Genomic DNA, 23,359 nt, shown 5'->3' with positions numbered 1-23,359 from the left:
TCGGGCGATTTCCTGCAACACCCCCGGTAGCTATTACGTCAGACCCAAGCATAATAAACAAACGGTCGTTTTAAATGCTACTGTTGCGGCATGCTATGCGGCTGCTTCTCGCCAGCGCCTTGTGTCGAGCGGCCAGTCGTCCGTGCAGGACATGGCGAGCCAGCGTGAGTCGCACCCCTATTTTCACTCCGACGAGTCGTGCCCTGACGCACGCCACGTCGGAGGTTCACTGCCCAGCGAACGGCCATGGCCGTTCGTGACACGCCCGCCCCGCCGGATCCGCGGGGCCCTGACGGCGCAAAGATTGAGGAGACGGGTCATGGAACGCGAATTCATGGATTTCGACGTGGTCATCGTCGGTGCCGGCCCTTCCGGCCTGGCGGCGGCCTGCCGACTGATGCAGCAGGCCAACGCGGCCGAGAAGGAGCTGACGGTCTGCGTGGTCGAGAAAGGTTCTGAAGTCGGCGCGCACATCCTGTCCGGCGCCGTGCTCGAGCCGCGTGCACTGACCGAGCTGTTCCCCGACTGGGCCGAGCGCGGCGCACCGCTCAAGACGGCCGTCACCCGTGACGAAGTCGTGCTGCTCAAGGATGACCAGAAAGCGCAGATCATCCCCAATGCACTGGTTCCCAGGACCATGCACAACGACGGCAACTACATCATCAGCGCCGGCAATCTGACCCGCTGGCTGGGCGAGCAGGCCGAGGAGCTTGGCGTCGAGATCTTCCCGGGCTTCGCCGCCCAGGAAGTGCTGCACGGCGAAGACGGCACGGTACGCGGCATCGTGGTCGGTGACATGGGCGTGGCCGCCGATGGCAGCGAAAAGGATGGCCACATGCCGGGCATGGAACTGCGCGGCAAGTACACCCTGTTCGCCGAGGGCTGCCGTGGCCACCTGGGCAAGCAGCTGATCTCGCGCTTCTCGCTAGACAGCGAAGCGGATGCCCAGCACTACGGCATCGGCTTGAAGGAGCTGTGGGATGTGCCCGCCGAACAACACCAGCCGGGGCTGGTGGTGCATGGCAGCGGCTGGCCGCTCAAGGGCAACGCCGAAGGCGGCTTCTTCCTCTATCACACCGATGACCAGCAGGTGGTAGTGGGGCTGATCGTCGATCTGGCCTACGACAATCCGTACCTGTCGCCCTTCGATGAATTCCAGCGCATGAAGCAGCACCCGACCCTGGCCCGCCATCTCGAGGGCGGCAAGCGGGTCTCCTACGGGGCGCGCGCCATCGCCAAGGGCGGCCTCAACTGCCTGCCCAAGATGAGCTTCCCGGGCGGTCTGCTGATCGGCTGCGACGCCGGCACCCTCAACTTCGCCAAGATCAAGGGCCTGCATACCGCCATGAAATCCGGCATGCTGGCAGCGGAAAGCGTGTTCGACGCCATCAAGGGCGGCGACGAAGGCGGTGAAGACCTGGTCGACTTCGGCAAGCGCTTCAAGGACAGCTGGGCCTATGAGGAGCTGGACGCCTCGCGCAGCTTCGGCCCGGCCATGCACAAGTACGGCACCTTCCTCGGCGGCGCCTACAACTTCCTCGACCAGCTGACGGGCGGCCGCCTGCCGACCCTGCATGACACCACGCCAGACTACGCGCGCATGCGCCCGGCGGCTGAGTGCACGAAGATCGAGTACCCCAAGCCGGACGGCAAGCTGTCCTTCGACAAGCTGTCCTCGGTGTTCCTCTCCAACACCAATCACGAGGAAGACCAGCCGTGCCACCTGCGCCTGTCCGACCCGGAGCTTCCGGTGCGTGACAACCTGCCGCGCTACGCCGAGCCCGCCCAGCGCTACTGCCCGGCCGGTGTCTACGAGATCGTCGAGGAGGCCGGTGAGCCGCAGTTCCAGATCAACTTCCAGAACTGCGTGCACTGCAAGACCTGTGACATCAAGGACCCGGCGCAGAACATCACCTGGGTCGCGCCGGAAGGCGGCGGTGGCCCCAACTACCCCAACATGTAAGCCCCTGCTGCCCGCCAGCTGACAACGCCGCCGCGGCTCTGCCGTGGCGGCGTTGTCGTGTCTGCCCCTCCTCATTCCTCAGCGCCGCAGGCGCGGAAGCCTTGCGCCCCGTAAGTGCTTCTTGTGTTATTCCAAAACAATCTCAAAGCGATTGTTGATATAACAGCTTCTCGGTAGCACATTAGCCTCCCTCGAATTCAGACTCACGCCATCGCTTCGGAGCCACCATGTCCGTCACACGCCAGATACTGCTCGCCCTGGGGCTGGGCATTCTCAGCGGCCTTGCCCTGAACGCCGGGGCAGGCGCTCTGCCCGAGGGCAGCGTTGCCTGGCTCGACAGCCACCTGCTGACGCCGGTGGGCCAGATCTTCCTGCGCCTGCTGCAATTCGTGGTGGTGCCGATGGTGTTCGGCGCCCTGATCATGAGCCTGACCAACCGCGAAGGCGGCGCCGACGTCGGTCGCCACGCCGGGCGCCTGCTGGGCAGTTACGTGGTCACCAGTGCCGTGGCGCTGACGCTGGGCATGCTGGTCGCTCACTGGCTGACGCCGGGCGTTGGCGCAGAGAGCCTGGTGGATTCAGCGCCTGAAGGCCACAACGCCGACAGCATCGCCCAGTGGCTGGTGGGCCTGGTGCCCAACAATCCCTTCACCGCACTGGGTGGCGGCGGACTGCTGCAGGTCATCTTCGCGGCCGCTTTGATCGGGCTGGCAATGCGCGCCCTGCCGGAGGAAAGCGCGCCGCTGCATCGTGTGATCGAGAGCGGTTACACCGTCAGCCTCAAGGTGCTGTCCTTCGTGCTCAAGCTGGCGCCGGTGGGGGTCTTCGCGCTGATCACCTCGGTGATCGCCACCCAGGGGCTGGATTTGCTGATGCGCCTGGGCATGTACGTGATCGGCCTGATCATCGCGCTGGCGCTGATGGCGCTGCTCTATCTGGTGCTGCTGGCCGTCACCGGTGCCCGCCCGCTGGCCTTCGTGCGCCACTTCGGCCAGAGCCTGGGCTTCGCCTTCGGTACCGCAAGCTCCGGCGCGACCCTACCACTGGCGCTGGGCAATGCCCGCGACTACGGCATGAATGACTCCCTGGCCAGCTTCGCGCTGCCCTTCGGCACGGCGCTCAAGCGTGACGGCGCCGCCGTGCTGCAGGGCTTCAATGCGCTGTTCGTGGCGCAGCTGTTCGGCATCGATGTCACCACCTCGCTGGTGATCACCGTGTTCACCACCGGCCTGCTGGTCAGCTTCTCGACGGCTGGCGTACCGGGTGCGGGGCTGGTCGCGATGACCACCGTGCTGGGCGCGGCAGGTCTGCCGCTGGAAGGTGTGGCCGTGGTCGCCGGGGTGGACCGCTTCACCGATGGCCTGCGCACCGCCCTCAACGTGATGGGCAACTGCGCCAACGCCGCCCTGCTGGAACGCTTCGATTCCCGCAAGCCCGCCGCCGAGCCCAAGACGCAAGCGTAAGCACGCACGCACGCACGCACGCACGCGAAGAGTCAGACAAAGCGCCCCACGAACGACAACGCCCGCCAGAGAAACCTCTGGCGGGCGTTGTCATGTCTGAGCAGCCCTCATCACGCTGGCGCTTGCGACGACTTCTCGCTGGCCTCACCGGTGGCGACCGGACGTGCGGGATCACTGATCCAGTCGCTCCAGGAGCCGGCATACAGGCGCGGCAGCGGCAGCCCCGCGATCGCGAAGGCCAGGATGTTCTGGCAGGCACTGATGCCGGAACCGCAATAGGCGATCACCTCACCCTGCGCCGGCAACAGGCTGCGCAGCTCACGAATCAGGCTCATGCGGTCCTTGAAGCGACCATTGGCTTCCAGATTGCTGGGGGTCGGCCGGCAGAATGCGCCGGGGATATGGCCTGCCACCGGATCGACCGGCTCCTGCTCACCGCGAAAACGCGCCTCGCCGCGGGCATCCAGCAAGCTGTCATCCGTGGCGGCCACCTCCTGGGCACTGACCAGCAGGCTGTCATCAAAACTCGGCTGCCAGTCGCTGGGTGTGGGGGCCACCGGTTGGGCAAGTGCACGTTTGAGCTCGCCCATGGCCTGATTCCAGGCCTGGATGCCGCCATCCAGCACCCGCACATCCGGATGCCCGGCCCAGGTCAGCATCCACCACAGCCGCGCCGCCGCCATCTGCCCGCCCATGTCGTCATAGACCACCACCTGCTGCTCGGGCGTGATGCCGAGGCGGCGGAACAGCTCGGCCGTCGCCTGATGTGACGGCAGCGGATGCCGCCCGCCCACGCCGTCCTCGCGCACGGCGGCCGAGAGATCGCGGTCCATATCGATATGGATGGCCCCGGGCAGATGGCCTTCACGCCACAGACGCTCGCCGGCTTCCCCATCGTCGAGACGTGCACGGCAATCCAGCACCACGGGCGACTTGAGGCCCGCCATCGCCAGCTGGGTCACCAGCTGACTGGCATCGATCAGGGGCGCCTGGCGCTGGTCCGGCACCAGCAGCGATGAGGCGGAGACGGAGGCTGCCGCCAATGCGGCAGGATCAGGATACTGAGCCATGGGAACTCCTTTTCGGGCAGACGAAGATGCGCTGCAGGCATGATGGTGCTCGGCGCAAGGCTTGGCAATCGCGCGACCTTGTCGCCCGAGTCTCAAGTCCATTGTCACAAGGGACACGAGGGACACAAGGGTCACAAGGCTGTCAGCGGGGCACGCGTGGCGATCAGCCGGCGCTTGTTGCCATCGGCAAAGCGCACCTCGATCAGCGGATTGGCTTCATTGCCGGAGACCTCTTCGATCACCCCCTCCCCGAAGCTCTCGTGACGCAAGCGCTGACCGACTTCCCAATCACCGACGCGTCGCAGCACCGCCGGCTCGCCGCGTGGAGTGCGATTGCCCTGTCGAGCGCCGCGAGCATGGGTGCCGGCCGAGCTGGACTGGCCTTGCGCAGTCGACTTGCTGGCCGACCTGCCCGGGGACCTGGCGACCTTCTTCGGCAGCGCTTCCAGCGTCGGCGGCGTGATGCCGTGACGTGCCAGAGGCAGCCGCGCCAGATAGGCCTCGCCAAGCGCCGGTGCCGCCACACGCAGGCGCTCGTCGCTTCCGTCCGCTGACTCACGGGCGGCCTCATCGCCGTCCTCGGCCTGCAGACGGGCAAGCCTGGCGCGCTTGCCGGCACCGTGAATCCAGTCGCCGAGGCGCGTGCAGTCCTCCACGCACAGCTCCGCGAGGAAGCGGCTTGGCGTATGCGTGCCACCGTCGCGCCACAGGTGCAGCTGCTCGCGGGCACGCGTCACCCCGACGTAGCACAGCCGACGCTCCTCCTCGAGGCGCTCCGGCGACAGCGGGTTGTCACGCGAGTAGGCCGGGAAGTCTTCCTCGTTCATGCCCCACAGCCCCACCAGCGGCCACTCCAGTCCCTTGGCCCCATGCACCGTGGTGATCAGCACGCCATCGGCGGCGTCCTCGACCGGATTGCGCAAAAGATTGATAAAGGCGTCGGGATCATTGGCCAGCTCCCCCGCCTGCTCGATCAGCACATCCAGCAGGCGCACATCCTCCTCGCCCTTGTCACGCCGGGCCGCGGCGCGGCGCAGCACCTTGTCGGCCTCCAGCTCATCGACCACATGGCGCAGCAGCCGCGCGGGCGCCCAATCGCCCAGCGCGGGCAGATCGCACAACAGCTTCCAGCGCTTGTGCAGGTTGCGGCGTTGCAGCGGCTTGAGGCCCTCGAGAATCGGGTCTTCCTTGCGTGGCCAGCGCTGGCTGTCGGCCAGCTGCTGACACAGGCGCTCGAGGCGTTCGCGCGCGACGAAGGCGGTGGGCTGGGTGAACAGCAGCAGCAGGTGCGCCGGGTCGCGCAGACGCGTGGCATCACGCGCCAGCTCCAGATAGCCCGCCAGCGCCTGCACCAGCGGCAGACGGAACACGAAGCGATCCCCCTGCCCCAATCGGAAGGGAATGCCGGCCTTGAGCAGCTGCAACTGCACCGGCACCGACAGCGCCCAGCTGCGCACCAGCACGGCGGCCTCGGCGCCACTGCGACCCGACTCTCGCCAGGCCGTGAGCGCCGCGACCAGACTGGCGGCGCCCTGGCCTTCGAACAAGCGCGTCGCCGGCGTGCCGGGCGCGGCCAGACACAGCTGGTCCGGACGGCGCGCATTGGCCGCGATGGCGTGATTGGCCGCCAGCGCCAGACGATGCCCGTGACGGAAGGTGTAGCTGAGCGGGAAATCCAGCGGCGCGGCAAAGCTCTCGGCAAAGCGCGTCAGCATGTAGTCAGGCCGCGCGCCACGCCACTCGTAGATGCACTGGTTGGCATCCCCCACGACCATGACTTCTGCCATGGCGCCGGAGGCTGCGGGCGACGCCTCGCCAGGCGACGACTTGCTGGACGGTGCACCCGCCAGCAGCGCCAGCATGCGCTGCTGCGCCTCATTGATGTCCTGATACTCATCGATGATCACGTGCTGCAGGTGCCCCTGGATGCGCGCGCGGGTCTCGGGCTCCCTCTCCAGCTGACGCAGCGGACGGTAGAGCAGATCGGCGTAGGTCATCTGGCCGTACTGCTCGAGCAGCTGCTCAAGCTGGGTAAAGGACTCGACGAAGTGGCCGGTGTGCTCGCCGAGGTTCATGCGCTCGTACAGCAGCGTCGGCTCACACATCTCGGCCTTGACCAGATCACAGAACTGGGCGAGCGCTTCGAGGCGCTCGCCTTCCAGCGCTGCCTCACGATCGGCGCGATCGGCATCGCCCAGCGCACGCTGGGCGGCCTGCTTGAGCAGACGCTCCAGCGCCCAGTCCTGCTGGATGAGTTCACGCGGCTCGAGGCTGCCCCAGCGCACCAGGGTGGTGGTCAGGCGATGGCCGATGGAGTGGAAGGTGCGGATGTCGGGCAGCCGTGTGCCCGGCGGGGCCGACTGCGCCAGCTTGGCGACGAAGTCCTCGCGCGCCGATCGGTTGAACATCAGCACCAGAATCCGCTGCGCCGGAATGCCTTCCGCCAGCAGGCTCAGCACCCGCGCCACCAGCGTCGTGGTCTTGCCGGAGCCCGCCACCGCCGCTACCCGCGCATGCCTCCCACGATGCGCCACCACGGCGCGCTGCTGATCCGTCAGCCGTTGCGTCAGCTGATCGACGGCCAGCGCCAGTGGCGATGCTGCAACGTCTGGCCCGGAGGTTGCGGTGCTGTCGGGCTCGATGGGAGGAAGTGGTGACGACATGAAGACCTGCAATGGCTGACGGCGAGGGAAAAGGAGCGAAGCAGAACGCGAGGGGCATACGAAAGAGAGAGCGGAAGGTGGCAGGCTCAAACAAGTTCAGACAAGTTCAGACCTCGACCTCATCGGCCGCCAGCTGTCCCAGAATCTGGAAGCGCCCGCCGCTCATGAAGCCGAGTGTCAGGCTGCCATCTTCCTGCTCATGCGTCTCGGCGCTCTCGAGCAGCCGATAGTAGAGATTGCGGTGCAGGCGCGCGGCAAGGCCGAAGCGCACCGGCACTTCCGGTAGCCACAGGCCGTCCGGCGTCTCGCTCAGCGTCAGGCAGGTCTCCCCTTCCAGTCGCACGACATCGCCCTGATCGGTGACCAGCTGCCAGACGTCCGGCTGAGGCTCTGTCTGCGCAGAATCACTCTCGGCCCGGGAGCAGTCCACCGCCAGGAAGGGGCGGTCCTCGACCTGGATGGTGACCTTTTCCGCCGGCGTGACCAGGCAGTAGCTGCCATCGGGCTCGCGGCGCAGGACACGCGACAGCATGTGCACCAGTCGCGCACGGCCGATGGGCGTGCCCTCGTGCATCCAGCGCCCGTCGGCACAGATGACGAGGTCCATTTCGCCACAATGCGCCGGGTGCCATTGATCCACCGGCGGCAATGCCTTGCCGCTGGTGGCCTTGTCGCCCAGCTGGGTGAGGATGGCGGCTGGATTCATGACGTTCCCTCCCTGGTGGTCAGATCATGCGGGGTACCACGCTCAATCGATGAGCATACCGCTGCTGGCCAGCGCTTCGCGAACGTTGTCCGGCGCTTCCGGCGCGGCGGCACGGAACAGGCGATAGAAGTTGGCGGTGGTCTGCATCGCCAGCTCATCGACGGTGATGCCGCGCTCGGCGGCGATGCATTCGGCGACCTCGACCACATTGCCCGGCACATTGGAGGTGCCACGGTACGGCACCGGCGCCAGATAGGGGCTGTCGGTCTCGATCAGCAGGCGGTCCAGCGGGATGGCGCGTGCCAGCTCGCGGACATGTTCGGCGTTGCGAAAGGTGACGATACCGGAGATGGAGACCATGAAGCCGTGGCCCACCGCGATGCGCGCCATGTCGAGATCTTCGGTGAAGCAGTGCAGCACGCCACCGACAGCGGGGTCCGTGTGCTGCTTGATCAGCGCCAGGGTGTCTTCGCGCGCCTCACGGGTGTGGATGATCACCGGCAGCTCGAGCTCACGCGCGGCGATCAGATGGCGCGTGAAGCGCTCGTACTGCAGCTCGCGGCTGACGCTCTCGTAGTGATAGTCGAGGCCGGTCTCGCCGATGGCCACCGCGCCGAAGCGCTCGGCGCACTTCTTGATGTCCTCGACCGTGGGTTCCGGGTCGACCTGATGCAGCGGATGCACACCGGCGGAAATCACCACATCCTCATGCTGCTGGGCGATGGCCGAGATCTCGGGCACATCGTCGAGCGTGACGGCAATGGCGAGAAACTGGTGCACGTGACGGGCGCGCGCGGCGTCCAGCACGGCCTCGAGGCTGCCGCCGTGCTCTTCCAGTTTCAGACGATCAAGGTGGCAATGCGAATCGACAAACATCCGGAAACTCTCACTACTGATGGCCACGCGGAGCGCGGCGAAAAACGTGCTCGACCGGCGGGCGCCCATGGCACTGCCGGTCGAGATGATGAAGCGACGCTGCGCTCGCGCTACAGCGTATAGGTCGCGTGCCCCTTGCCGAGCATGCCGGCCAGGTGGTTCTCGATATGATCGCGCACCTGGCGGTCCTCTTCACTGAAGTGGATGCCGATCCCGGCAGTGCGCCGGCCACTGACGCCCTGCGGGGAGATCCATACCACGCGCCCGGTGACCGGGATGCGCTCGGATTCCTCAGGCAGGGTCAGCAGCAGATAGACTTCCTGGCCCATGGTATAGCGCTCGGTGGTCGGCACGAAGATGCCGCCGCGCACGAGGGTCGACATGTAGGCAGCCAACAGGGTCTTCTGATCACGAATGGTCAGCGAGAGCGCCTTCTGGCCTTGCTGTGGAGCGGTATTCATCCTTCACCTCCGGCCGGTCTCCCGGCACATGCAGTCCCGTGACGAGCGTCAGCGCTCACATGAGGGCTCACGCTGCGAATCAATGCGTATTCTTCGGCCATTGCCTGTTTTATCTGACGCAAGGCGAGCAAGCGGCCTGCCGGCTTCAGTCTAGCCTGCCCTCCTTGCCTCGCGCAGCCGCGTGGTTTTCCACACGGGCCTTTGCTCAGCCCCTTCCTCAGCTCTTCGCTCCGACCTTCACTCGGGCCTTTACGCCGGAAAAAGCCAGCTGCGCGTTCAGGAGCGCAGCAAGGCGGCCCAACGCACCAGCCAGGCCTCCAGCACCAGCTGAGGGTTGGGGTTGCCGCCCGCGGCCAGCAGGCGGCGCTGCTCGCGCGCGAAATCCAGCAGCTTGAACCAGTCCTGGGTGCGCCCGTTCTTGACCGCCTGTCTCAGCAGCGGCTCGAGACTTGGGTCACGCAGGTCGCCGGCATTGCCGGACAGGCCCATGCGAATAAGGTCTTCCAGCCAGGCAATACCGTACCACAGCACCTGCGCCAGCGGTTGGCGCTCCAGTCGCCACGCCTCGGCCACCGGCTCGCCGCCGCGCACCAGCGCATCGAACAGCTCACGCAAGGCCTGACGCAGCTGACGCTGCTCCGCCTCGCCAAGACGCACCGCCAGCTGCGGCAGACCGCCTGCCATGCGCAGCAGGGCCTGAGCATCCTCGCCCAGCTGCTGCGTGAGCCACGGTAGGCTCTCTTCGGCCGGCGGAATCACCAGCGGCCATTGCTGACAGCGCGAGCGAATGGTCGGCAACACCCGTGACGGCATGTCGCTGAGCAGAATGAACAGCGTATTGGCGCCGGGCTCCTCGAGGCTCTTGAGCAAGGCGTTGGCCGAGGCGATGTTCATCGACTCCGCCGGTTGCAGACGAATGACGCGGTAGCCGCCCTGCTGGGCCGTCTGGGAGACGAAGCGGTTGACCTCACGGATCGGGTCGATGCGGATCATCTTGCCGACATCCTGCGGCGCGACCGCCATCAGATCAGGGTGATGCCCCGCCGCCAGCATATGACAGCCATGACATTCACCACAGGCCGCCGCGCCGGGCTTGCCCTGGGCGGTGCGACACAGCACGCGGGCGATCATCGCATCGGCCAGCTCATGCTTGCCAAGCCCCGACGGTCCGCTGAGCATCACCGCATGCGGCAGGCGACCGTTGTCGTGCACCGCGGTGAAGTGTTGCCACAGCGAGTGCTGCCACGGCAGCGGCGAGAAGCTCGACAGCGTGACACCATTGCTGACGTCTGAAGCACTCATGGCTGCACATCCTTGGGAATGTCCTTGGGAATGTCCGCCTGCCAGGCCGCCACGCGAGCCGCCAGCACCGCCGCGATATCGGCCTGCACGGCTTCAAGCGACTGACCGGCATCGATGGTGGCAAAGCGCTCGGGGTCGGCGTCACGACGCATGTGATAGCCGACACGCACCGCCTCGAAGAACTGCTCGGCTTCCTGCTCGATGCGGTCGGCGCCTTCGCCGGTCTCGGCGCGGCGAGCGGCCAGACGGCCACGTGCCGCCTCGACCGGCATGTCCAGCAGCAGGGTCAGGTCCGGCTGCAAGCCTTTCTGCACCAGGGATTCCAACGTCGAGATATCCGCCAGCGGCAGGCTGCGGCCACCGCCCTGGTAGGCAAAGGTCGCGTCGGTGAAACGATCACACACCACCCAGGCTCCGCGCGCCAACGCCGGGCGAATGGTCGCGGCCAGATGCTGGGCACGCGCGGCGAACATCAACAGCAGTTCGGCATCATCACTCAGCGACTCGGCCGGCGCCGGGTCCAGCAGCAACTGGCGAATGGCTTCCGCTCGCTCGCTGCCACCCGGCTCACGCGTGCGCACGACCTCGAGGCCATGCGCCTCTAGCTCGGCGACCACGAAGGCGACATTGGTGCTCTTGCCGACGCCTTCACCGCCTTCCAGCGTGATGAAGCGACCACTGGGCACGGCCTCGGCAGACACGGACTGGGTGGCCGCCGCGCTGGCGGCGTGACGAGAAGACGTCGTGCTTGATGCGCTCGGACGTGAAGACATGATGTTTCCTGATTCAGACAGCAGATGACTCGCGACGACAGCCCCGTGCAGCATGGCAGACTCTGTTTGCCACACGGGTTTCAGCTCATTCGCCACGCATTACCGATTGAGAATATAACGGCGCACGGCATTGTTGTGCTCGCGCAGCGTGCGCGAGAAATGATGCTTGCCCTCACCCTTGGCGACGAAGTAGTAGGTATCGCCCTCCTTGGGATGCACCGCCGCTTCCAGCGCGGCGCGCCCGGGCATCGCGATCGGCGTCGGCGGCAGACCGGTGATCACATAGGTATTCCAGGGCGTCGGCTTGCGCAGGTCGGCGCGCGACAACGAGCCGTCATAGTCCTTGCCCAGACCATAGATGACGGTCGGGTCGGTCTGCAGGCGCATGCCGCGCTCCATGCGACGCTTGAAGACGCCGGCGATCTCGCCGCGCTCTTCCGGCGCGCCGGTCTCGCGCTCGATCAGTGACGCCATGATCAGCGCCTCGTAGGCGCTGGTGATCGGCAGGTCGTCGTCTCGCCCGGCCCAGACTTCCTCCAGCGTCCTGTTCATGCGGGCAAAGGCCTGCTTGTAGAGCGAGAGGTCGCTGACGCCCTTGTGATAGCGGTAGGTGTCCGGGAAGAAGCGCCCTTCCGGCTTCTCGCCCTCTGCACCGACAGCCGCCATCAGCTCTTCATCACTCATGTCGCGAGTCGTGTGCTCAAGCTTGGGCGAGGCATCCATGGCAGTGCGCATCTGGGCGAAGGTCCAGCCCTCCGGCACGGTCAAGGTATAGCTGACCACATCGTCACTGGACAGCAGCGCCACCAGCTCACGACCGTTCAAGCCCGGCGTGAGACGGAATTCACCGGCGCGCAGGCCATTGACGGCCTCAGGCTCGAGGCGCGACCACACCCTGTACGGCCAGCTCGCTTCGATGATGCCCTGTGACTCGAGCTCGCCCACGACCCTGGTCAGACTGGCGCCCTTGGGCACCTCGAACAGCTGTTCCTTCTCGATCGCCAACGGTGACAGCAACTGCGCCTGCCAGTAACGAAAGCCCACCACACCCGCAGCCACGGCCAGCACTACCAGCATCAGGAGGATCTTGAACACTCGCATAATCAGGTTTCCAGTCTTCATGGCGAAGGCGACGACCGCACAGGCATGCCTGCTGACGCTCGTCGTCTTCCGTCAGTTCGCGGGCTCGCCCAGCAAGCGCGCGACAGTGTGATTCAACTCGTCCAGCGCCGGATGCGCCTCATCCTTCCACTCAGCCAGAATCGCGCCATCGGGCTTGAGCAAGGTGCGCAGCGGCCAGACGCCCTGCACGGAATTCACGACGACGACCTGCTCGGCCCACGCGAGTGACTCAAGCCCCTCACGGACTCGCTCGAAGGTCATCTCGGCCTCAAGCGCCGCCAGCAGCGTGCCCTCGACACCGGCACGATCAAGACACGGCGTGAACCAGCGCCCATCACGATACCAGGCCAGATTCATGCTGGTGGCTTCAACCAGCTCGCCCTGCGCATTGAGCAACAGGCCCTCGCTGATGGCCGTGTCGCTCCACTCACGGCGCGCCAGCACGTTCTCGAGCCGGTTGAGGTGCTTGAGCCCGGCCAGTGCCGGTTGCTCGGCCACACGCAGCTCGCAGACCCGTGCCGTGATACCACGCCGCGCCTGCTGATTGACCGCAAAAGGCGTCGCGCGTGCCCGCAAGCGCGCCTGCGGTGACTCCGGCGCCCTGTATCCCCGCCCGCCGGAGCCGCCGGTGACGATCAGCTTGAGCACTTCCAGCCCCTCGCCCTGACAGACCGCCAGGCAGCTCGCCAGTTCAGCTGACGAAGGCGCCGCAATTCCCAGACGCTGACAACCGCGCGTCAGGCGCGCCTCATGCCAGGACCACAGCTGCGGTTGGCCATCACGCACCAGAATCGTCTCGAACACGCCCTCGCCATAGGCGAGGCCACGGTCATCACTGGGCAGATCGGCAGCGAGCGCCGCAAGGGAGTGCTTGTCGTCAGCGCTTTTTTCATCAGAGGCCCGGTCATCTGAGCTCTCGTTGCCAGAGGCATCAGTCGTCATCGATACAGCCCTCCAGAGAACGGTTGCGACACGACACGCAATGAAGAGGTGACGCCCCACAGACAAACGCGCCCCCGGATGGGAGCGCGTCTGAGGAGAGAGAACACGAAAGCGTGTGATCAGTCCTTGAGCTTGCCGAACACCAGCGAGCCGTTGGTGCCACCGAAGCCGAACGAGTTGGACAGGGTGTACTCGATCTTCATGTCACGTGCGACGTTCGGCACGTAATCGAGATTGCAGCCCTCGGCCGGGTTGTCCAGGTTGATGGTCGGCGGCGCGATCTGGTCACGCATCGCCAGCACGCAGAACACGGCCTCGACCGCACCGGCAGCACCCAGCAGGTGACCGATCATCGACTTGGTGGAGCTGACCGCCACATCACGTGCCGCATCACCCAGTACCGATTCGACGGCGAGACTTTCTGCCTTGTCGCCGGCATTGGTGGAGGTGCCATGGGCATTGATGTAGTCGATCTGGCTCGGCTCGAGCTTGGCGTCACGGATGGCGTTGCGCATCGACGCGGCCGCACCACGGCCGTCTTCGGGCGGCGCCGTCATGTGGTGAGCGTCGTCGGACATGCCGAACCCGAGCACCTCGGCGTAGATGGTCGCGCCACGCGCCTTGGCGTGCTCGTACTCTTCCAGCACGACGACACCGGCGCCGTCGGACAGCACGAAGCCATCGCGGTCGCGGTCCCACGGACGGCTGGCCGCCTGCGGATCATCGTTGCGGGTCGACAGCGCACGCGCCGCGGAGAAGCCACCCAGGCCCAGCGGCGTGGTCGCCATCTCGGCACCACCGGCCACCATCACGTCGGCATCACCATAGGCGATGGTGCGTGCGCTGTAACCGATGTTGTGCGTCCCGGTGGTACAGGCGGTGGTGATCGCGATGTTCGGACCACGATAACCGAACTGGATCGCCAGATTGCCGGAGATCATGTTGATGATGGAGCCCGGCACGAAGAACGGCGAGATGCGACGCGCACCGCCCTTCTCCAGCGCCTTGTGGTTGTGCTCGATCATCGGCAGGCCGCCGATACCGGAACCGATGGCGACACCGATACGCTCGGCGTTGTCTTCGGTACATTCAATGCCGGAGTCGGTGATGGCCTGGTGGGCCGCCGCGATACCGTATTGGATGAAGAGGTCCATCTTGCGGGCCTCTTTCGGGTTCAGGTACTGACTCACATCGAAGTCCTTGATGGAGCCACCGAAACGGGTATTGAAACCGCTGACATCGAAATGCTCGATGGCCGCGATGCCACTCTTGCCCGCCTTGATGTTGCTCCAGCTTTCCTCGACGGTATTCCCGACCGGGGTTACCAGGCCAAGACCTGTTACCACTACCCTTCTGCGAGGCATCGTGTCTCCTCCAAAACTATCGAATTGGCACGCCAGGGCCATAGACGCCCGGACGGTAATTGAGCGCATTATACAGAAACCAGGCCATGCGTGGGCAGTCGGTTTTCAAGCGCTTTTCTGGCCACTTTCACGAAGGAATTCCGACACTTGCCACAAGAGGGCATTTGTCACGAAGCCCGCCGTCTACCACCAGGCAATTCGCGCCCTGTCGGCGCGGCATTGCGCAGCACATCCCTGAACGACAAGAGCCGCACTGAGGAACAGTGCGGCTCTTGAACGTACAGACAATTGCATCACGACCATGAGCAACAGGTTGCTCCGTGATCGCTTCAACACACCTTACTGGTGGTTGACGATGTAATCGATAGCTTCCTGCACGGTGGTGATCTTCTCTGCTTCTTCGTCAGGAATTTCAGTATCGAATTCCTCTTCAAGAGCCATCACCAGCTCGACGGTGTCCAGGGAATCGGCGCCCAGGTCTTCAGTGAAAGAGGAAGAGTTCTGGATTTCTTCTTCTTTGGCGTTCAGGCGCTCAGCCACAACCTTCTTGACGCGTTCTTCAATGGTGCTCATTTAACAATCACTCCTAGTGGTACGGAATCCGCAGCTCGAAAAAGCTGGGCGTAGTTTATAGGCCACCCCAAAAGGACGCAACCACGTCCCTGCGTGGGGTTCAGCGCATGTTCATGCCACCGTTCACCTGCAACGTCTCACCGGTAATGTAGCCTGCCGCATCACTGGTCAGGAAGCCGACTGCCGCAGCAATCTCTTCCGGCTGGCCAAGGCGCGCCAGCGGGATGTTGCCGAGCAACGCTTCGTGCTGCGCTTCCGGCAATGCTTCAGTCATGTCAGTGGCAATGAAGCCCGGCGCCACTGAGTTGACGGTAATATTGCGTGACGCGACTTCGCGCGCCAGCGAGCGGGCAAAGCCTTCCATGCCTGCCTTGGCGGCAGCATAGTTGACCTGACCGAGGTTGCCCATGGTCGCGACCACGGACGAGATGTTGACGATGCGGCCGAAGCGCGCCTTGGTCATGCCGCGCAGGCAGCTCTTGCTGACACGGAAGACCGACTTGAGATTGGTGTCGAGCACCGCGTCCCAATCGTCTTCCTTCAAGCGCATCAACAGGTTGTCACGCGTGATGCCGGCATTGTTGACCAGAATGGTCGGGGCGCCGAAGCGCTCGCCGATTTCCTTGAGCACGGCGTCGACGCTGGCCTGATCGGTGACGTTGAGCAGCATGCCCGCGCCTTCGATACCGTGCGCCTCGAGGTCAGCGCCGATGGCCGCTGCGCCTTTCTCGCTGGTGGCAGTACCGATCACGATACGGCCCTGACGGCCGAGTTCACGGGAGATGGCTTGGCCGATGCCACGACTGGCACCGGTCACCAGTGCGATTCTGCGTTCGCTCGTCATCTTGAGTCCTGAGTTGGCTGATCCAAGTCACATGGCCGGCCGGATGGGCCAGCCACGAGCTTACTGATTCTGTTCGGCAGCGGTCTCGCGGGCAAGTTCCAGCGCCGCTTCCAGGCTATCCGGATCATTCACGGCCAGGCCACGTGCCTGACGCTGAATGCGCTTGCCAAGGCCGGTCAACACCTTGCCCGGGCCGCATTCGATGAAGCTGCGCGCGCCACTGTCGAACATGGCATTGACGCAGTCGGTCCAGCGCACCGGCTGATAGAGCTGCTCGATCAGACGCTGACGCAGTGTCTCGACATCGTCATGCGCCTTGGCATCGACGTTCTGGATGACGGTATAGCGCGGCGCACGGAAATCGATGGCATTCATCGCCTCGGCCAGCTTGTCGGCCGCCGGACGCATCAGATCACAATGCGACGGCACTGACACCGGCAACGGCATGGCGCGCTTGGCTCCCGCTTCCTGACATGCCGCGATGGCACGCTCGACGGCAGCAGTACCGCCGGCGATGACGACCTGTCCCGGCGCATTGTAGTTGACTGCCGCGACCACTTCACCCTGCGCTGCACTGGCACAGGCGGCTTCGACCTGGGCATTCTCGAGACCGAGAATGGCCGCCATCGCGCCCTGGCCCTGCGGCACGGCAGTCTGCATGGCTTCGCCGCGCAGATTGACCAGCTTGACGCCCTCGGCGAAACCGATCACGCCAGCGCAGACCATGGCGCTGTATTCACCCAGGGAGTGACCTGCCATGCGCGCCGGGCGCGGGCCTTCCAGCTCCTGCCAGACGCGCCAGATGGCGACACTGGCGGTCAGAAGCGCCGGCTGGGTCAGCTCGGTACGATTGAGCTCCTCCGCCGGACCTTCCTGTGTCAGGTGCCAGAGATCGCGCCCCAGCGCGTCAGAGGCTTCCTCGAAGGTAGTGCGGACCACGCTATAGCGCTCCGCCAGCTCCCGCAGCATGCCGACCTGCTGGGAGCCCTGTCCCGGGAAGATGAGGGCCAGGGAATCTGTCATTGCTGTCACCATTTCCATCTGTTCAGGTGGGACTGACACGGGTCAAGAAACCCGATTTCCGCTGGCTCGCAAGCGAGACGACCACTGTCGTGTCTCACGCTTCTGCCAGGGGAAAGCCTGCTTCCTGTCATTTACGTCATGCTGCTGCCCTGCGGGGCTTCTTGCGGGGGCTGCCTGCCCCTGATTCCCGTCCGCCTTCACCGCCCGGCCGCGAAGCGCTGGCATTGTCGCACCGTGTGCGCCGAAGCTCGACCCCAACAGGAACAAATCAGACCAATTTACTCATTCAGCGTGAGTATGTGCCTTCCAGGGCCTGCGCCAGGCGCGAAGGCAATTGCTCGCGAGCCTCGCTGGCCGCCCGCGTGACGGCAAAGGCAAAGCCTTCCGCCGCCGCGCCGCCGTGGCTCTTCACCACCACGTTCGCCAGGCCCAGCAGGCTGGCACCGTTGTAGCGCACCGGGTCCAGCTCACGCGAGAGTCGCGTCAGCGCCGGGCGCGCCAGCCAGGCCATCAGGCGCGTGCGCCAGCTGGCCGCCAGGGTCGCCCCCAGCTGCGCCGACAGCATCTGCGCAAGCCCTTCACTGCTCTTGAGCACGACATTGCCGACGAAGCCGTCACAGATCACCACATCTACCTTGCCGGAGAAGAGGTCGCCGCCCTCGACAAAGCCAAGGTAGTCGAAGTCCGACTCGCTGCCAGCCAGCAGGGCGTGCGCTTCCTGCACCTGCGCAGTCCCCTTGACCGACTCGACCCCCACGTTGAGCAGCCCCACTCGCGGACGCTCGACCGCGTCGATGAGGCGACTGCGCATCGCGCCCATGCGGGCGAACGCCAGCAGGTGATGCGGTGCGACATCGACGTTGGCGCCGAGATCCAGCAAACTGCAGGCTCGCACGCCACGCGTGGGCACCGCGGCACAGATGGCAGGTCGCTCCACCCCTTTCACTCTTCCCACTTCGCGCATGCCCAGCGCCATCAAGGCGCCGGTATTGCCGGCACTGACACAGGCATCCGCCTGGCCCTTCGCCACCAGACCCAGGGCCTGAGACATGCTGCTGGGCTCGCGACTGCGCAAGACGCGGGACGGGCGAGCATCAGACGCGACAATGCCGTCGACAGCGAGTGTCTGAAGGCGATCACGAACACGGGAGAGTGAAGCAGGGAGGGAGTCTAACTCGGCATCCAATAGATGCTGCGGGCCAACCAGGATGGCGCTGAGTTGCGAGTCTCGCAACAGCGCACTGGCCGTGCCCCGTAACGTAGCGCGGGGACCGAAGTCCCCGCCCATCGTATCGATGGCGATACGCACGGCGTTACGCCGCGCGCTGCATCAATGCCTTATGCATCAACGACTTTGCGGCCACGGTAGAAACCGTCGGCAGAGACGTGGTGACGCAGGTGAACTGTACCGGTTTCCTTGTCCTGGGACAGGGTCGGTGCAGTCAGGGCATCGTGGCTACGACGCATGCCACGCTTGGAACGAGTTTTGCGGTTCTGCTGAACTGCCATGGGGATTACTCCAATCTTGTCGACAAATTGAGTTCAGTGCTTGTCCTTCAGGGTGCGAAGCACACTGAATGGATTCACAGCGGGTGCGTCCGAGGCCTCGGGTTCCACACCGCTGGCCAGCTGGTCGCGAGAGACGGCACAATCGGCCTCCTCGTGGTAGACCACCTGCGGCAGGACCAGGAGCACTTCATCCTCGATCACTGTCAGGAGATCCAGCTGTTCGTTTTCCACCACTACCGGCTCGTACTCACCGGGCAGCTGCGCCGCCAGTGCATCGCTGGTCACCAGCCCCAACAGGAACTCGCTGGAAAGCGGCTCCGGCTCGGTGGGTCCCAGGCAACGCTGACATAACAGACTTGCCTCGAAGGCGATGGAGCCTTCGATGAAGCTGCGACGTTGAGTGTCGATGTCAAAGGTCATGGAGACGCTGACGTCCCCTTCCTGAGCACCGATGGCCTCAACAACACGGGGCATGTTCGCCAGTGGAATCACGCCTTCAAGGCGTTTACCCGCTGACGCCAGCCGGTAGGGCTCGACCTTGGTCGGCAGTCTTGTGGTCAACATAGGCGCGCCATAATAGGGATTCCCCCTCCCGGTGTCAAAATGCATGAGCAACTTGTTGCTTTTGCCAGCCCCCTCACCATCACGCTTTCACGTCGATATGCGGCAACTGACACTGGGCTACACGTCCAGCGCGCGATTGTACGCGCCTGACGCTTCAATGCCGAGAGGATTTACGGCATCCTGCAGCCCTTGTTTTTCAAATACTTGCCGCGCGCCGCCCAGCCAATGCCCGCAACGCGCCCCGACGGAGAGCCATGATGACTCCACTGGTCCTGGCGTCCAGCTCACGCTGGCGTCGTGAACTGCTTGAACGCCTCGGGCTGCCCTTCACCTGGACAGCCCCCAGCATCGATGAAACGCCGCGCCGCGAAGAAAGCCCCGAGACACTGGTCCATCGTCTGGCACTCGGCAAGGCCAATGCCGTGGCGGATGCCTATTCCCACCACCTGATCATCGGCAGCGATCAGGTCGCCGTCTTCGAGGGCGAGATACTGGGCAAGCCGGCGGATCTGTCAGCCGCATGCGGCCAGCTGGCGCGCTTTTCCGGACGTCGCGTGCGCTTCGTGACCGGCCTGGCGCTGATCGACACCCAGTCTGCGCGTCACTGGGTCTGTCATGAAGACTACGAGGTCGTCTTCCGCCCTCTGAGCCGCGCCGAGATCGCGCGCTACGTCGAGCGCGAGCGCCCCCTCGACAGCGCCGGCAGCTTCCGCATGGAAGGGCTGGGCATCACGCTCTTCGAGCGCCTCGAGGGGCGTGACCCCAACAGCCTGATCGGCCTGCCGCTGATTCGCCTGTGCGAACTGCTGCGCGAGGCAGGCGTCGACCCTCTGCTGGATGCACCGCGCTCCTGAGTGGCGCCGCGCCCCCGAGAGACACCGTAGCCCTGAGAGATACCGCAGCCCTGAGCGACGAGAGCTGCGGCCCTGACTCGCCTACCAGGGCAGGCGGTAGCTGACAGGCGATACCGTCGTCTCGAGCCCCATCGCACTGGCCATTACACCGGCGAAGCGCCGCGTGAAGCGCTCGAAGGGGTCCTGACGCGGCGTGTAATCGTGCAGCTCCGCTTCTGGCGTCAGCTCAGCCGCCAGTTCCTCCAGCGTGCCGGTACGATCGACCAGCCCCAGCCCCCGGGCCTGCTCGCCGGTCCAGATCAGCCCCGAGAACAGCTCGGGATCGTCCTTGAGGCGTTCACCGCGCCCGGCCTTGACCGCCGCGATGAACTGCTGGTGCGTCGTGGCCAGCACGCTCTGCCAGAAGGCACGCTGGTCCGGCGAGATTTCCGAGAACGGATCAAGAAACGCCTTGTTGTCTCCCGCCGTGAACACGCGACGCTCGATATCCAGCTTCTCCATCGGCCCCTTGAGCCCGAAGCTTGAGGAGATCACGCCGATGGAGCCCACCAGGCTCGAGGGTGCCGCGATGATCTCGCCGGCGCCGGCCGCCATGTAATAGGCACCACTGGCGCCCAGGTCTTCAATCACCGCGATCACCGGCTTGTCGCCCCGCTCGCGCAGCCGCATCAGCTCGTCATAGACGCGCTGGGACTGCACCGGGCTGCCACCGGGCGAGTTGATGTCGAGCACCACCGCCACGGAGGCCGGTGACTCCCAGGCCGCGCGCAGCCCCTTAATGATGCGCTCGGCGTTGGCTTCGCCATCCGCTTCGATCACGCCCTTCACGCGCACCACGCCCAGATGCTGCTCGCCGGGCAGCGCCGCTGGCTGGCTGCCGAGCGTGAACAGGGTCACCGAGGTCGCGATCGAGGCAATGAACAGCAAGGCGAACAGGAAGCGGAAGAACAGCTTCCAGCGCCGCGAACGACGCTGCTCGGTGACCACGCCTTGCACCCAGCGGTCCATCATCTCGAGCTGCGCGGTACGCTCGCGCGCCTGCCAGTCCACCTCTCGCTCGGAGACGGTAGCCGCGCCCTGCCCACTCATGCCCGGCCCGCTCAAGCCCGCTTCGCTCTCGTCCTTGCCACCCGCGCCTTCACGCCAGGGATCCTGCGGCCTGTCACTCATCGATTGCTGCTCCTGTGCTGGGCGATCGCGGCCGTTATCTGGCCACGTACAGCCACTCCATCAATTCATCGAAATGCGAGACGATGCGCTGCGGCGCACAGGCCTCAAGACGCGGCACACTGTGTACGCCGTAGTCGACACCGACACTGTGCATGCCCAGGGCACGCGCCATTTCCAGATCATATTCGGTATCGCCGACCATCAGCGCCTCATGCGCCTCAACGTTCAGCTCGGCCAACAGCTCCTCGAGCATGCGGGGGTGCGGCTTGGACAGCGTCAGGTCCGCAGTGCGCGAAGCATGGAACCAGTCACCGCAATCATGGGCCCTGAACATGCGGTCCAGCCCGCGGCGGCTCTTGCCCGTCGCGACGGCCAGCAGCTGCTCGGGATGGCGACGCAGACGCTGAATACCGGCCTCGACACCGGGGAAGAAGTCCAGCGGCGTGGTATCGACCGCGACGAAATGCGCCTTGTAGGCCGCGACCAGCGCCTCGCATTGCTCGGCCGTCGCCCCCGGGAAGAGGCGCTCCATGGCTTCGGGCAGCCCGAGCCCGATGATGTCGCGAGCCGCATGGGCAGGCAGCTCGCCCATGCCCGTCGCCAGCGAGGCCGCCTGCAGGCAGTCGACGATACGCGCCTCGGAATCCATCAGGGTGCCATCCCAGTCGAAGATGACCAGGCGATAGCGCGGTTGCGGCAGTCCTGCAACGAGATCAGTCATGACGAGCTCCCAGCTCTCTGGCAGTGGCGAGAACGCGCTTCATTCGCTTGTCCAGCGGCGCGCGCACGGTGACGGTTCGCCCGTCGATCGGATCAGGGAAGCTGAGCTGGGCGGCATGCAGGAACAGACGCTCCAGTCCGACCTTCTTCGCCAGGGCATTGCCGCGCTCGGTGCCGTACTTGGTATCGCCGAGCAGCGGATGTCCGGCATGCACCGAGTGCACGCGGATCTGGTGAGTACGCCCGGTAATCGGCTCGGCCTCGACCAGCGTCATGCTCGGATAGGCCTCACGCACCGCGTAACGCGTGCTGGCCGTCTTGCCGGCCTCATCGACGCGCACCCGACGCTCACCATTGCCACCGTCGTAGCGCTCCAGCGGTGCATTGACGTAATCGCGACGTGAATCCCAGCGCCCCTCGACCAGGGCCAGATACAGCTTGGTCATCTTGTGGGCCTTGAGGTCGGCATTGAGCTGCAACAGCGCAGCCCGCGTCTTGGCCAGCAGAATGCAGCCGGAGGTATCACGGTCCAGGCGATGCACCAGCTCCAGGAACGGCAGGTCGGCGCGAATCTGGCGCATGGCCTCGATCAGACCGATCTTGACGCCACTGCCACCGTGCACGGCAAGCCCCGAGGGCTTGTTGATGACCATGAAGTCATCCGTCTCGCGCACGATGCAGCCCGCCAGCACCTCGCGCAGGTTGTCACTGACTTCCTGCACGGCGGCTTCCGGCGAGAGGCGCAGTGGCGGCACCCGCACCAGATCGCCCGCCTGCAGGCGATAATCGACCTTGATGCGCTTCTTGTTCACGCGCACTTCCCCCTTGCGCACGATGCGATAGATCAACGCCTTGGGTGCGCCCTTGAGGCGGGTACGCAGAAAGTTGTCGATGCGCTGCCCGGCCAATTCCGGGGCAACCTCGATCCACTGGACTGATTGGCCTTCGGCCATGTCGCACTCCTTTCCGGCCCCGCCTTCGCGCGGCCTGCTCATCTTGTTGCCGTGCACCTAGGCGCACTCAGACCGGCCATTCTACGGTGTCATGCGACCAATGGGGAATCATCGTGCCACATGCCGCTCTCATGAGCGGCTCACCGGGCCTCGTATCTCGGGCGATGTAGCGAAGCGTTTGATCTGGCAGCTGAATTGCTGGTACATACCTTTACTGGTATATTCGAGCGCAGTGAGATGGGCCTTCTCTATATGCCCGATCATCGTCTCCGCAGCCCTGTCACAGCGGCCGGAAAAACGGCGCACCCGGCACTTCAACAAGGTGCTTCACGCCGGCGGAGAGGGTCAGATGGCCCGCAATGAAGCAACGCGCACCGACATCAGCACCGTGCAGGTCACGCAAGCACCCTGTTGTCATCTACCCTGTCGGTAGCGTGCTGTCCC

Annotated in this window: 22 protein-coding genes; 3 read left to right on the top strand and 19 right to left on the bottom strand. The window is 65.1% G+C overall.

What is annotated here, in order from left to right; all coding sequences use genetic code 11:
• The first annotated feature begins 319 nt into the window (after positions 1–319).
• On the top strand, positions 320–1,963 hold the full coding sequence (locus tag AC5WNJ_RS04390; RefSeq protein ID WP_495930477.1) for an electron transfer flavoprotein-ubiquinone oxidoreductase: 1,644 nt from the start codon (positions 320–322) through the stop codon (positions 1,961–1,963).
• Between the two features lie 227 nt (positions 1,964–2,190).
• Complete coding sequence (locus AC5WNJ_RS04385) at positions 2,191–3,426, top strand: dicarboxylate/amino acid:cation symporter (RefSeq protein WP_495930476.1); 1,236 nt, start codon at positions 2,191–2,193, stop codon at positions 3,424–3,426.
• Between the two features lie 110 nt (positions 3,427–3,536).
• Here AC5WNJ_RS04385 and AC5WNJ_RS04380 read toward each other — a convergent pair whose 3' ends face one another.
• The 16 genes from AC5WNJ_RS04380 to AC5WNJ_RS04305 all read right to left on the bottom strand — a co-directional run bounded on the left by AC5WNJ_RS04380 (position 3,537) and on the right by AC5WNJ_RS04305 (position 19,218).
• Complete coding sequence (locus AC5WNJ_RS04380) at positions 3,537–4,496, bottom strand: sulfurtransferase (protein WP_495930475.1); 960 nt, start codon at positions 4,494–4,496, stop codon at positions 3,537–3,539.
• Positions 4,497–4,627: 131 nt separating this feature from the next.
• A complete protein-coding gene (locus tag AC5WNJ_RS04375; protein ID WP_495930474.1) occupies positions 4,628–7,159 on the bottom strand; it encodes an ATP-dependent helicase in 2,532 nt (843 codons plus the stop codon).
• Positions 7,160–7,265: 106 nt separating this feature from the next.
• Positions 7,266–7,865, bottom strand: a complete 600-nt coding sequence (locus AC5WNJ_RS04370; protein WP_495930473.1) for a DUF1285 domain-containing protein — start codon at positions 7,863–7,865, stop codon at positions 7,266–7,268.
• A 42-nt stretch (positions 7,866–7,907) separates the two neighbouring features.
• Positions 7,908–8,741, bottom strand: a complete 834-nt coding sequence (locus AC5WNJ_RS04365; RefSeq protein ID WP_043331890.1) for a TatD family hydrolase — start codon at positions 8,739–8,741, stop codon at positions 7,908–7,910.
• A gap of 110 nt (positions 8,742–8,851) precedes the next feature.
• The gene (locus tag AC5WNJ_RS04360; protein WP_175088194.1) at positions 8,852–9,202 is read right to left on the bottom strand and encodes a PilZ domain-containing protein; all 351 of its coding nucleotides are present in this window, start codon (positions 9,200–9,202) and stop codon (positions 8,852–8,854) included.
• Positions 9,203–9,478: 276 nt separating this feature from the next.
• The gene (locus AC5WNJ_RS04355; RefSeq protein ID WP_175088195.1) at positions 9,479–10,504 is read right to left on the bottom strand and encodes a DNA polymerase III subunit delta'; all 1,026 of its coding nucleotides are present in this window, start codon (positions 10,502–10,504) and stop codon (positions 9,479–9,481) included.
• The gene (tmk, locus tag AC5WNJ_RS04350) at positions 10,501–11,190 is read right to left on the bottom strand and encodes a dTMP kinase (RefSeq protein WP_495931019.1); all 690 of its coding nucleotides are present in this window, start codon (positions 11,188–11,190) and stop codon (positions 10,501–10,503) included. The genes AC5WNJ_RS04355 and tmk overlap by 4 nt, the downstream gene beginning before the upstream one ends.
• A gap of 186 nt (positions 11,191–11,376) precedes the next feature.
• Positions 11,377–12,378, bottom strand: coding sequence for an endolytic transglycosylase MltG (gene mltG / locus AC5WNJ_RS04345; RefSeq protein ID WP_495930472.1), 1,002 nt, complete (start codon positions 12,376–12,378; stop codon positions 11,377–11,379).
• A 72-nt stretch (positions 12,379–12,450) separates the two neighbouring features.
• A complete protein-coding gene (gene pabC / locus AC5WNJ_RS04340) occupies positions 12,451–13,341 on the bottom strand; it encodes an aminodeoxychorismate lyase (protein WP_495930471.1) in 891 nt (296 codons plus the stop codon).
• Positions 13,342–13,460: 119 nt separating this feature from the next.
• Positions 13,461–14,705: a beta-ketoacyl-ACP synthase II gene (fabF, locus tag AC5WNJ_RS04335; RefSeq protein ID WP_175088199.1), complete on the bottom strand. Its 1,245-nt coding sequence runs from the start codon at positions 14,703–14,705 to the stop codon at positions 13,461–13,463.
• A 339-nt stretch (positions 14,706–15,044) separates the two neighbouring features.
• Entirely contained in the window at positions 15,045–15,278 is a 234-nt protein-coding gene (acpP, locus tag AC5WNJ_RS04330) for an acyl carrier protein (protein ID WP_024950601.1), read from the bottom strand.
• Between the two features lie 100 nt (positions 15,279–15,378).
• On the bottom strand, positions 15,379–16,122 hold the full coding sequence (gene fabG / locus AC5WNJ_RS04325) for a 3-oxoacyl-ACP reductase FabG (protein WP_043331893.1): 744 nt from the start codon (positions 16,120–16,122) through the stop codon (positions 15,379–15,381).
• Positions 16,123–16,182: 60 nt separating this feature from the next.
• Complete coding sequence (gene fabD / locus AC5WNJ_RS04320; protein ID WP_043331894.1) at positions 16,183–17,145, bottom strand: ACP S-malonyltransferase; 963 nt, start codon at positions 17,143–17,145, stop codon at positions 16,183–16,185.
• 286 nt (positions 17,146–17,431) lie between these two features.
• Positions 17,432–18,454 (bottom strand): phosphate acyltransferase PlsX, encoded by a 1,023-nt coding sequence (plsX, locus tag AC5WNJ_RS04315; protein ID WP_495930470.1) that lies wholly within the window; start codon positions 18,452–18,454, stop codon positions 17,432–17,434.
• Positions 18,455–18,483: 29 nt separating this feature from the next.
• The gene (gene rpmF, locus AC5WNJ_RS04310) at positions 18,484–18,654 is read right to left on the bottom strand and encodes a 50S ribosomal protein L32 (protein WP_065392644.1); all 171 of its coding nucleotides are present in this window, start codon (positions 18,652–18,654) and stop codon (positions 18,484–18,486) included.
• Positions 18,655–18,687: 33 nt separating this feature from the next.
• Entirely contained in the window at positions 18,688–19,218 is a 531-nt protein-coding gene (locus AC5WNJ_RS04305; RefSeq protein WP_107335333.1) for a YceD family protein, read from the bottom strand.
• 257 nt (positions 19,219–19,475) lie between these two features.
• Between AC5WNJ_RS04305 and AC5WNJ_RS04300 the strand changes: the two genes are divergently transcribed.
• Positions 19,476–20,072: a Maf family protein gene (locus tag AC5WNJ_RS04300; RefSeq protein ID WP_200019186.1), complete on the top strand. Its 597-nt coding sequence runs from the start codon at positions 19,476–19,478 to the stop codon at positions 20,070–20,072.
• An 81-nt stretch (positions 20,073–20,153) separates the two neighbouring features.
• Here the strand turns inward: AC5WNJ_RS04300 and AC5WNJ_RS04295 are convergent, their stop codons facing one another.
• The 3 genes from AC5WNJ_RS04295 to AC5WNJ_RS04285 are packed head-to-tail and all read right to left on the bottom strand — an operon-like array spanning position 20,154 to position 22,915.
• On the bottom strand, positions 20,154–21,242 hold the full coding sequence (locus tag AC5WNJ_RS04295; RefSeq protein ID WP_495930469.1) for a S49 family peptidase: 1,089 nt from the start codon (positions 21,240–21,242) through the stop codon (positions 20,154–20,156).
• Positions 21,243–21,276: 34 nt separating this feature from the next.
• Positions 21,277–21,963: an HAD-IA family hydrolase gene (locus AC5WNJ_RS04290; RefSeq protein WP_166019280.1), complete on the bottom strand. Its 687-nt coding sequence runs from the start codon at positions 21,961–21,963 to the stop codon at positions 21,277–21,279.
• Entirely contained in the window at positions 21,956–22,915 is a 960-nt protein-coding gene (locus AC5WNJ_RS04285; protein WP_495930468.1) for an RluA family pseudouridine synthase, read from the bottom strand. Before AC5WNJ_RS04285 ends, AC5WNJ_RS04290 begins: the two co-directional genes overlap by 8 nt.
• Between the last annotated feature and the right edge of the window lie 444 nt (positions 22,916–23,359).

It is taken from the genome of Cobetia sp. PDI-23MA (assembly GCF_059507735.1).
This window is presented reverse-complemented; position numbering and strand designations above follow the sequence as displayed.

Bases quoted from the DNA above. Each gene is read 5' to 3' on its own strand.
- AC5WNJ_RS04390 (WP_495930477.1), top strand. From the start codon at position 320: ATGGAACGCGAATTCATGGATTTCGACGTGGTCATCGTCGGTGCCGGC.
- rpmF (WP_065392644.1), bottom strand. From the start codon at position 18,654: ATGGCAGTTCAGCAGAACCGCAAAACTCGTTCCAAGCGTGGCATGCGT.
- AC5WNJ_RS04305 (WP_107335333.1), bottom strand. From the start codon at position 19,218: ATGTTGACCACAAGACTGCCGACCAAGGTCGAGCCCTACCGGCTGGCG.
- AC5WNJ_RS04375 (WP_495930474.1), bottom strand. From the start codon at position 7,159: ATGTCGTCACCACTTCCTCCCATCGAGCCCGACAGCACCGCAACCTCC.
- fabF (WP_175088199.1), bottom strand. From the start codon at position 14,705: ATGCCTCGCAGAAGGGTAGTGGTAACAGGTCTTGGCCTGGTAACCCCG.
- AC5WNJ_RS04295 (WP_495930469.1), bottom strand. From the start codon at position 21,242: ATGAGTGACAGGCCGCAGGATCCCTGGCGTGAAGGCGCGGGTGGCAAG.
- acpP (WP_024950601.1), bottom strand. From the start codon at position 15,278: ATGAGCACCATTGAAGAACGCGTCAAGAAGGTTGTGGCTGAGCGCCTG.
- AC5WNJ_RS04300 (WP_200019186.1), top strand. From the start codon at position 19,476: ATGACTCCACTGGTCCTGGCGTCCAGCTCACGCTGGCGTCGTGAACTG.
- AC5WNJ_RS04290 (WP_166019280.1), bottom strand. From the start codon at position 21,963: ATGACTGATCTCGTTGCAGGACTGCCGCAACCGCGCTATCGCCTGGTC.
- AC5WNJ_RS04385 (WP_495930476.1), top strand. From the start codon at position 2,191: ATGTCCGTCACACGCCAGATACTGCTCGCCCTGGGGCTGGGCATTCTC.
- mltG (WP_495930472.1), bottom strand. From the start codon at position 12,378: ATGCGAGTGTTCAAGATCCTCCTGATGCTGGTAGTGCTGGCCGTGGCT.
- AC5WNJ_RS04380 (WP_495930475.1), bottom strand. From the start codon at position 4,496: ATGGCTCAGTATCCTGATCCTGCCGCATTGGCGGCAGCCTCCGTCTCC.
- pabC (WP_495930471.1), bottom strand. From the start codon at position 13,341: ATGACGACTGATGCCTCTGGCAACGAGAGCTCAGATGACCGGGCCTCT.
- AC5WNJ_RS04365 (WP_043331890.1), bottom strand. From the start codon at position 8,741: ATGTTTGTCGATTCGCATTGCCACCTTGATCGTCTGAAACTGGAAGAG.
- AC5WNJ_RS04285 (WP_495930468.1), bottom strand. From the start codon at position 22,915: ATGGCCGAAGGCCAATCAGTCCAGTGGATCGAGGTTGCCCCGGAATTG.
- AC5WNJ_RS04370 (WP_495930473.1), bottom strand. From the start codon at position 7,865: ATGAATCCAGCCGCCATCCTCACCCAGCTGGGCGACAAGGCCACCAGC.
- fabD (WP_043331894.1), bottom strand. From the start codon at position 17,145: ATGACAGATTCCCTGGCCCTCATCTTCCCGGGACAGGGCTCCCAGCAG.
- AC5WNJ_RS04355 (WP_175088195.1), bottom strand. From the start codon at position 10,504: ATGAGTGCTTCAGACGTCAGCAATGGTGTCACGCTGTCGAGCTTCTCG.
- AC5WNJ_RS04360 (WP_175088194.1), bottom strand. From the start codon at position 9,202: ATGAATACCGCTCCACAGCAAGGCCAGAAGGCGCTCTCGCTGACCATT.
- fabG (WP_043331893.1), bottom strand. From the start codon at position 16,122: ATGACGAGCGAACGCAGAATCGCACTGGTGACCGGTGCCAGTCGTGGC.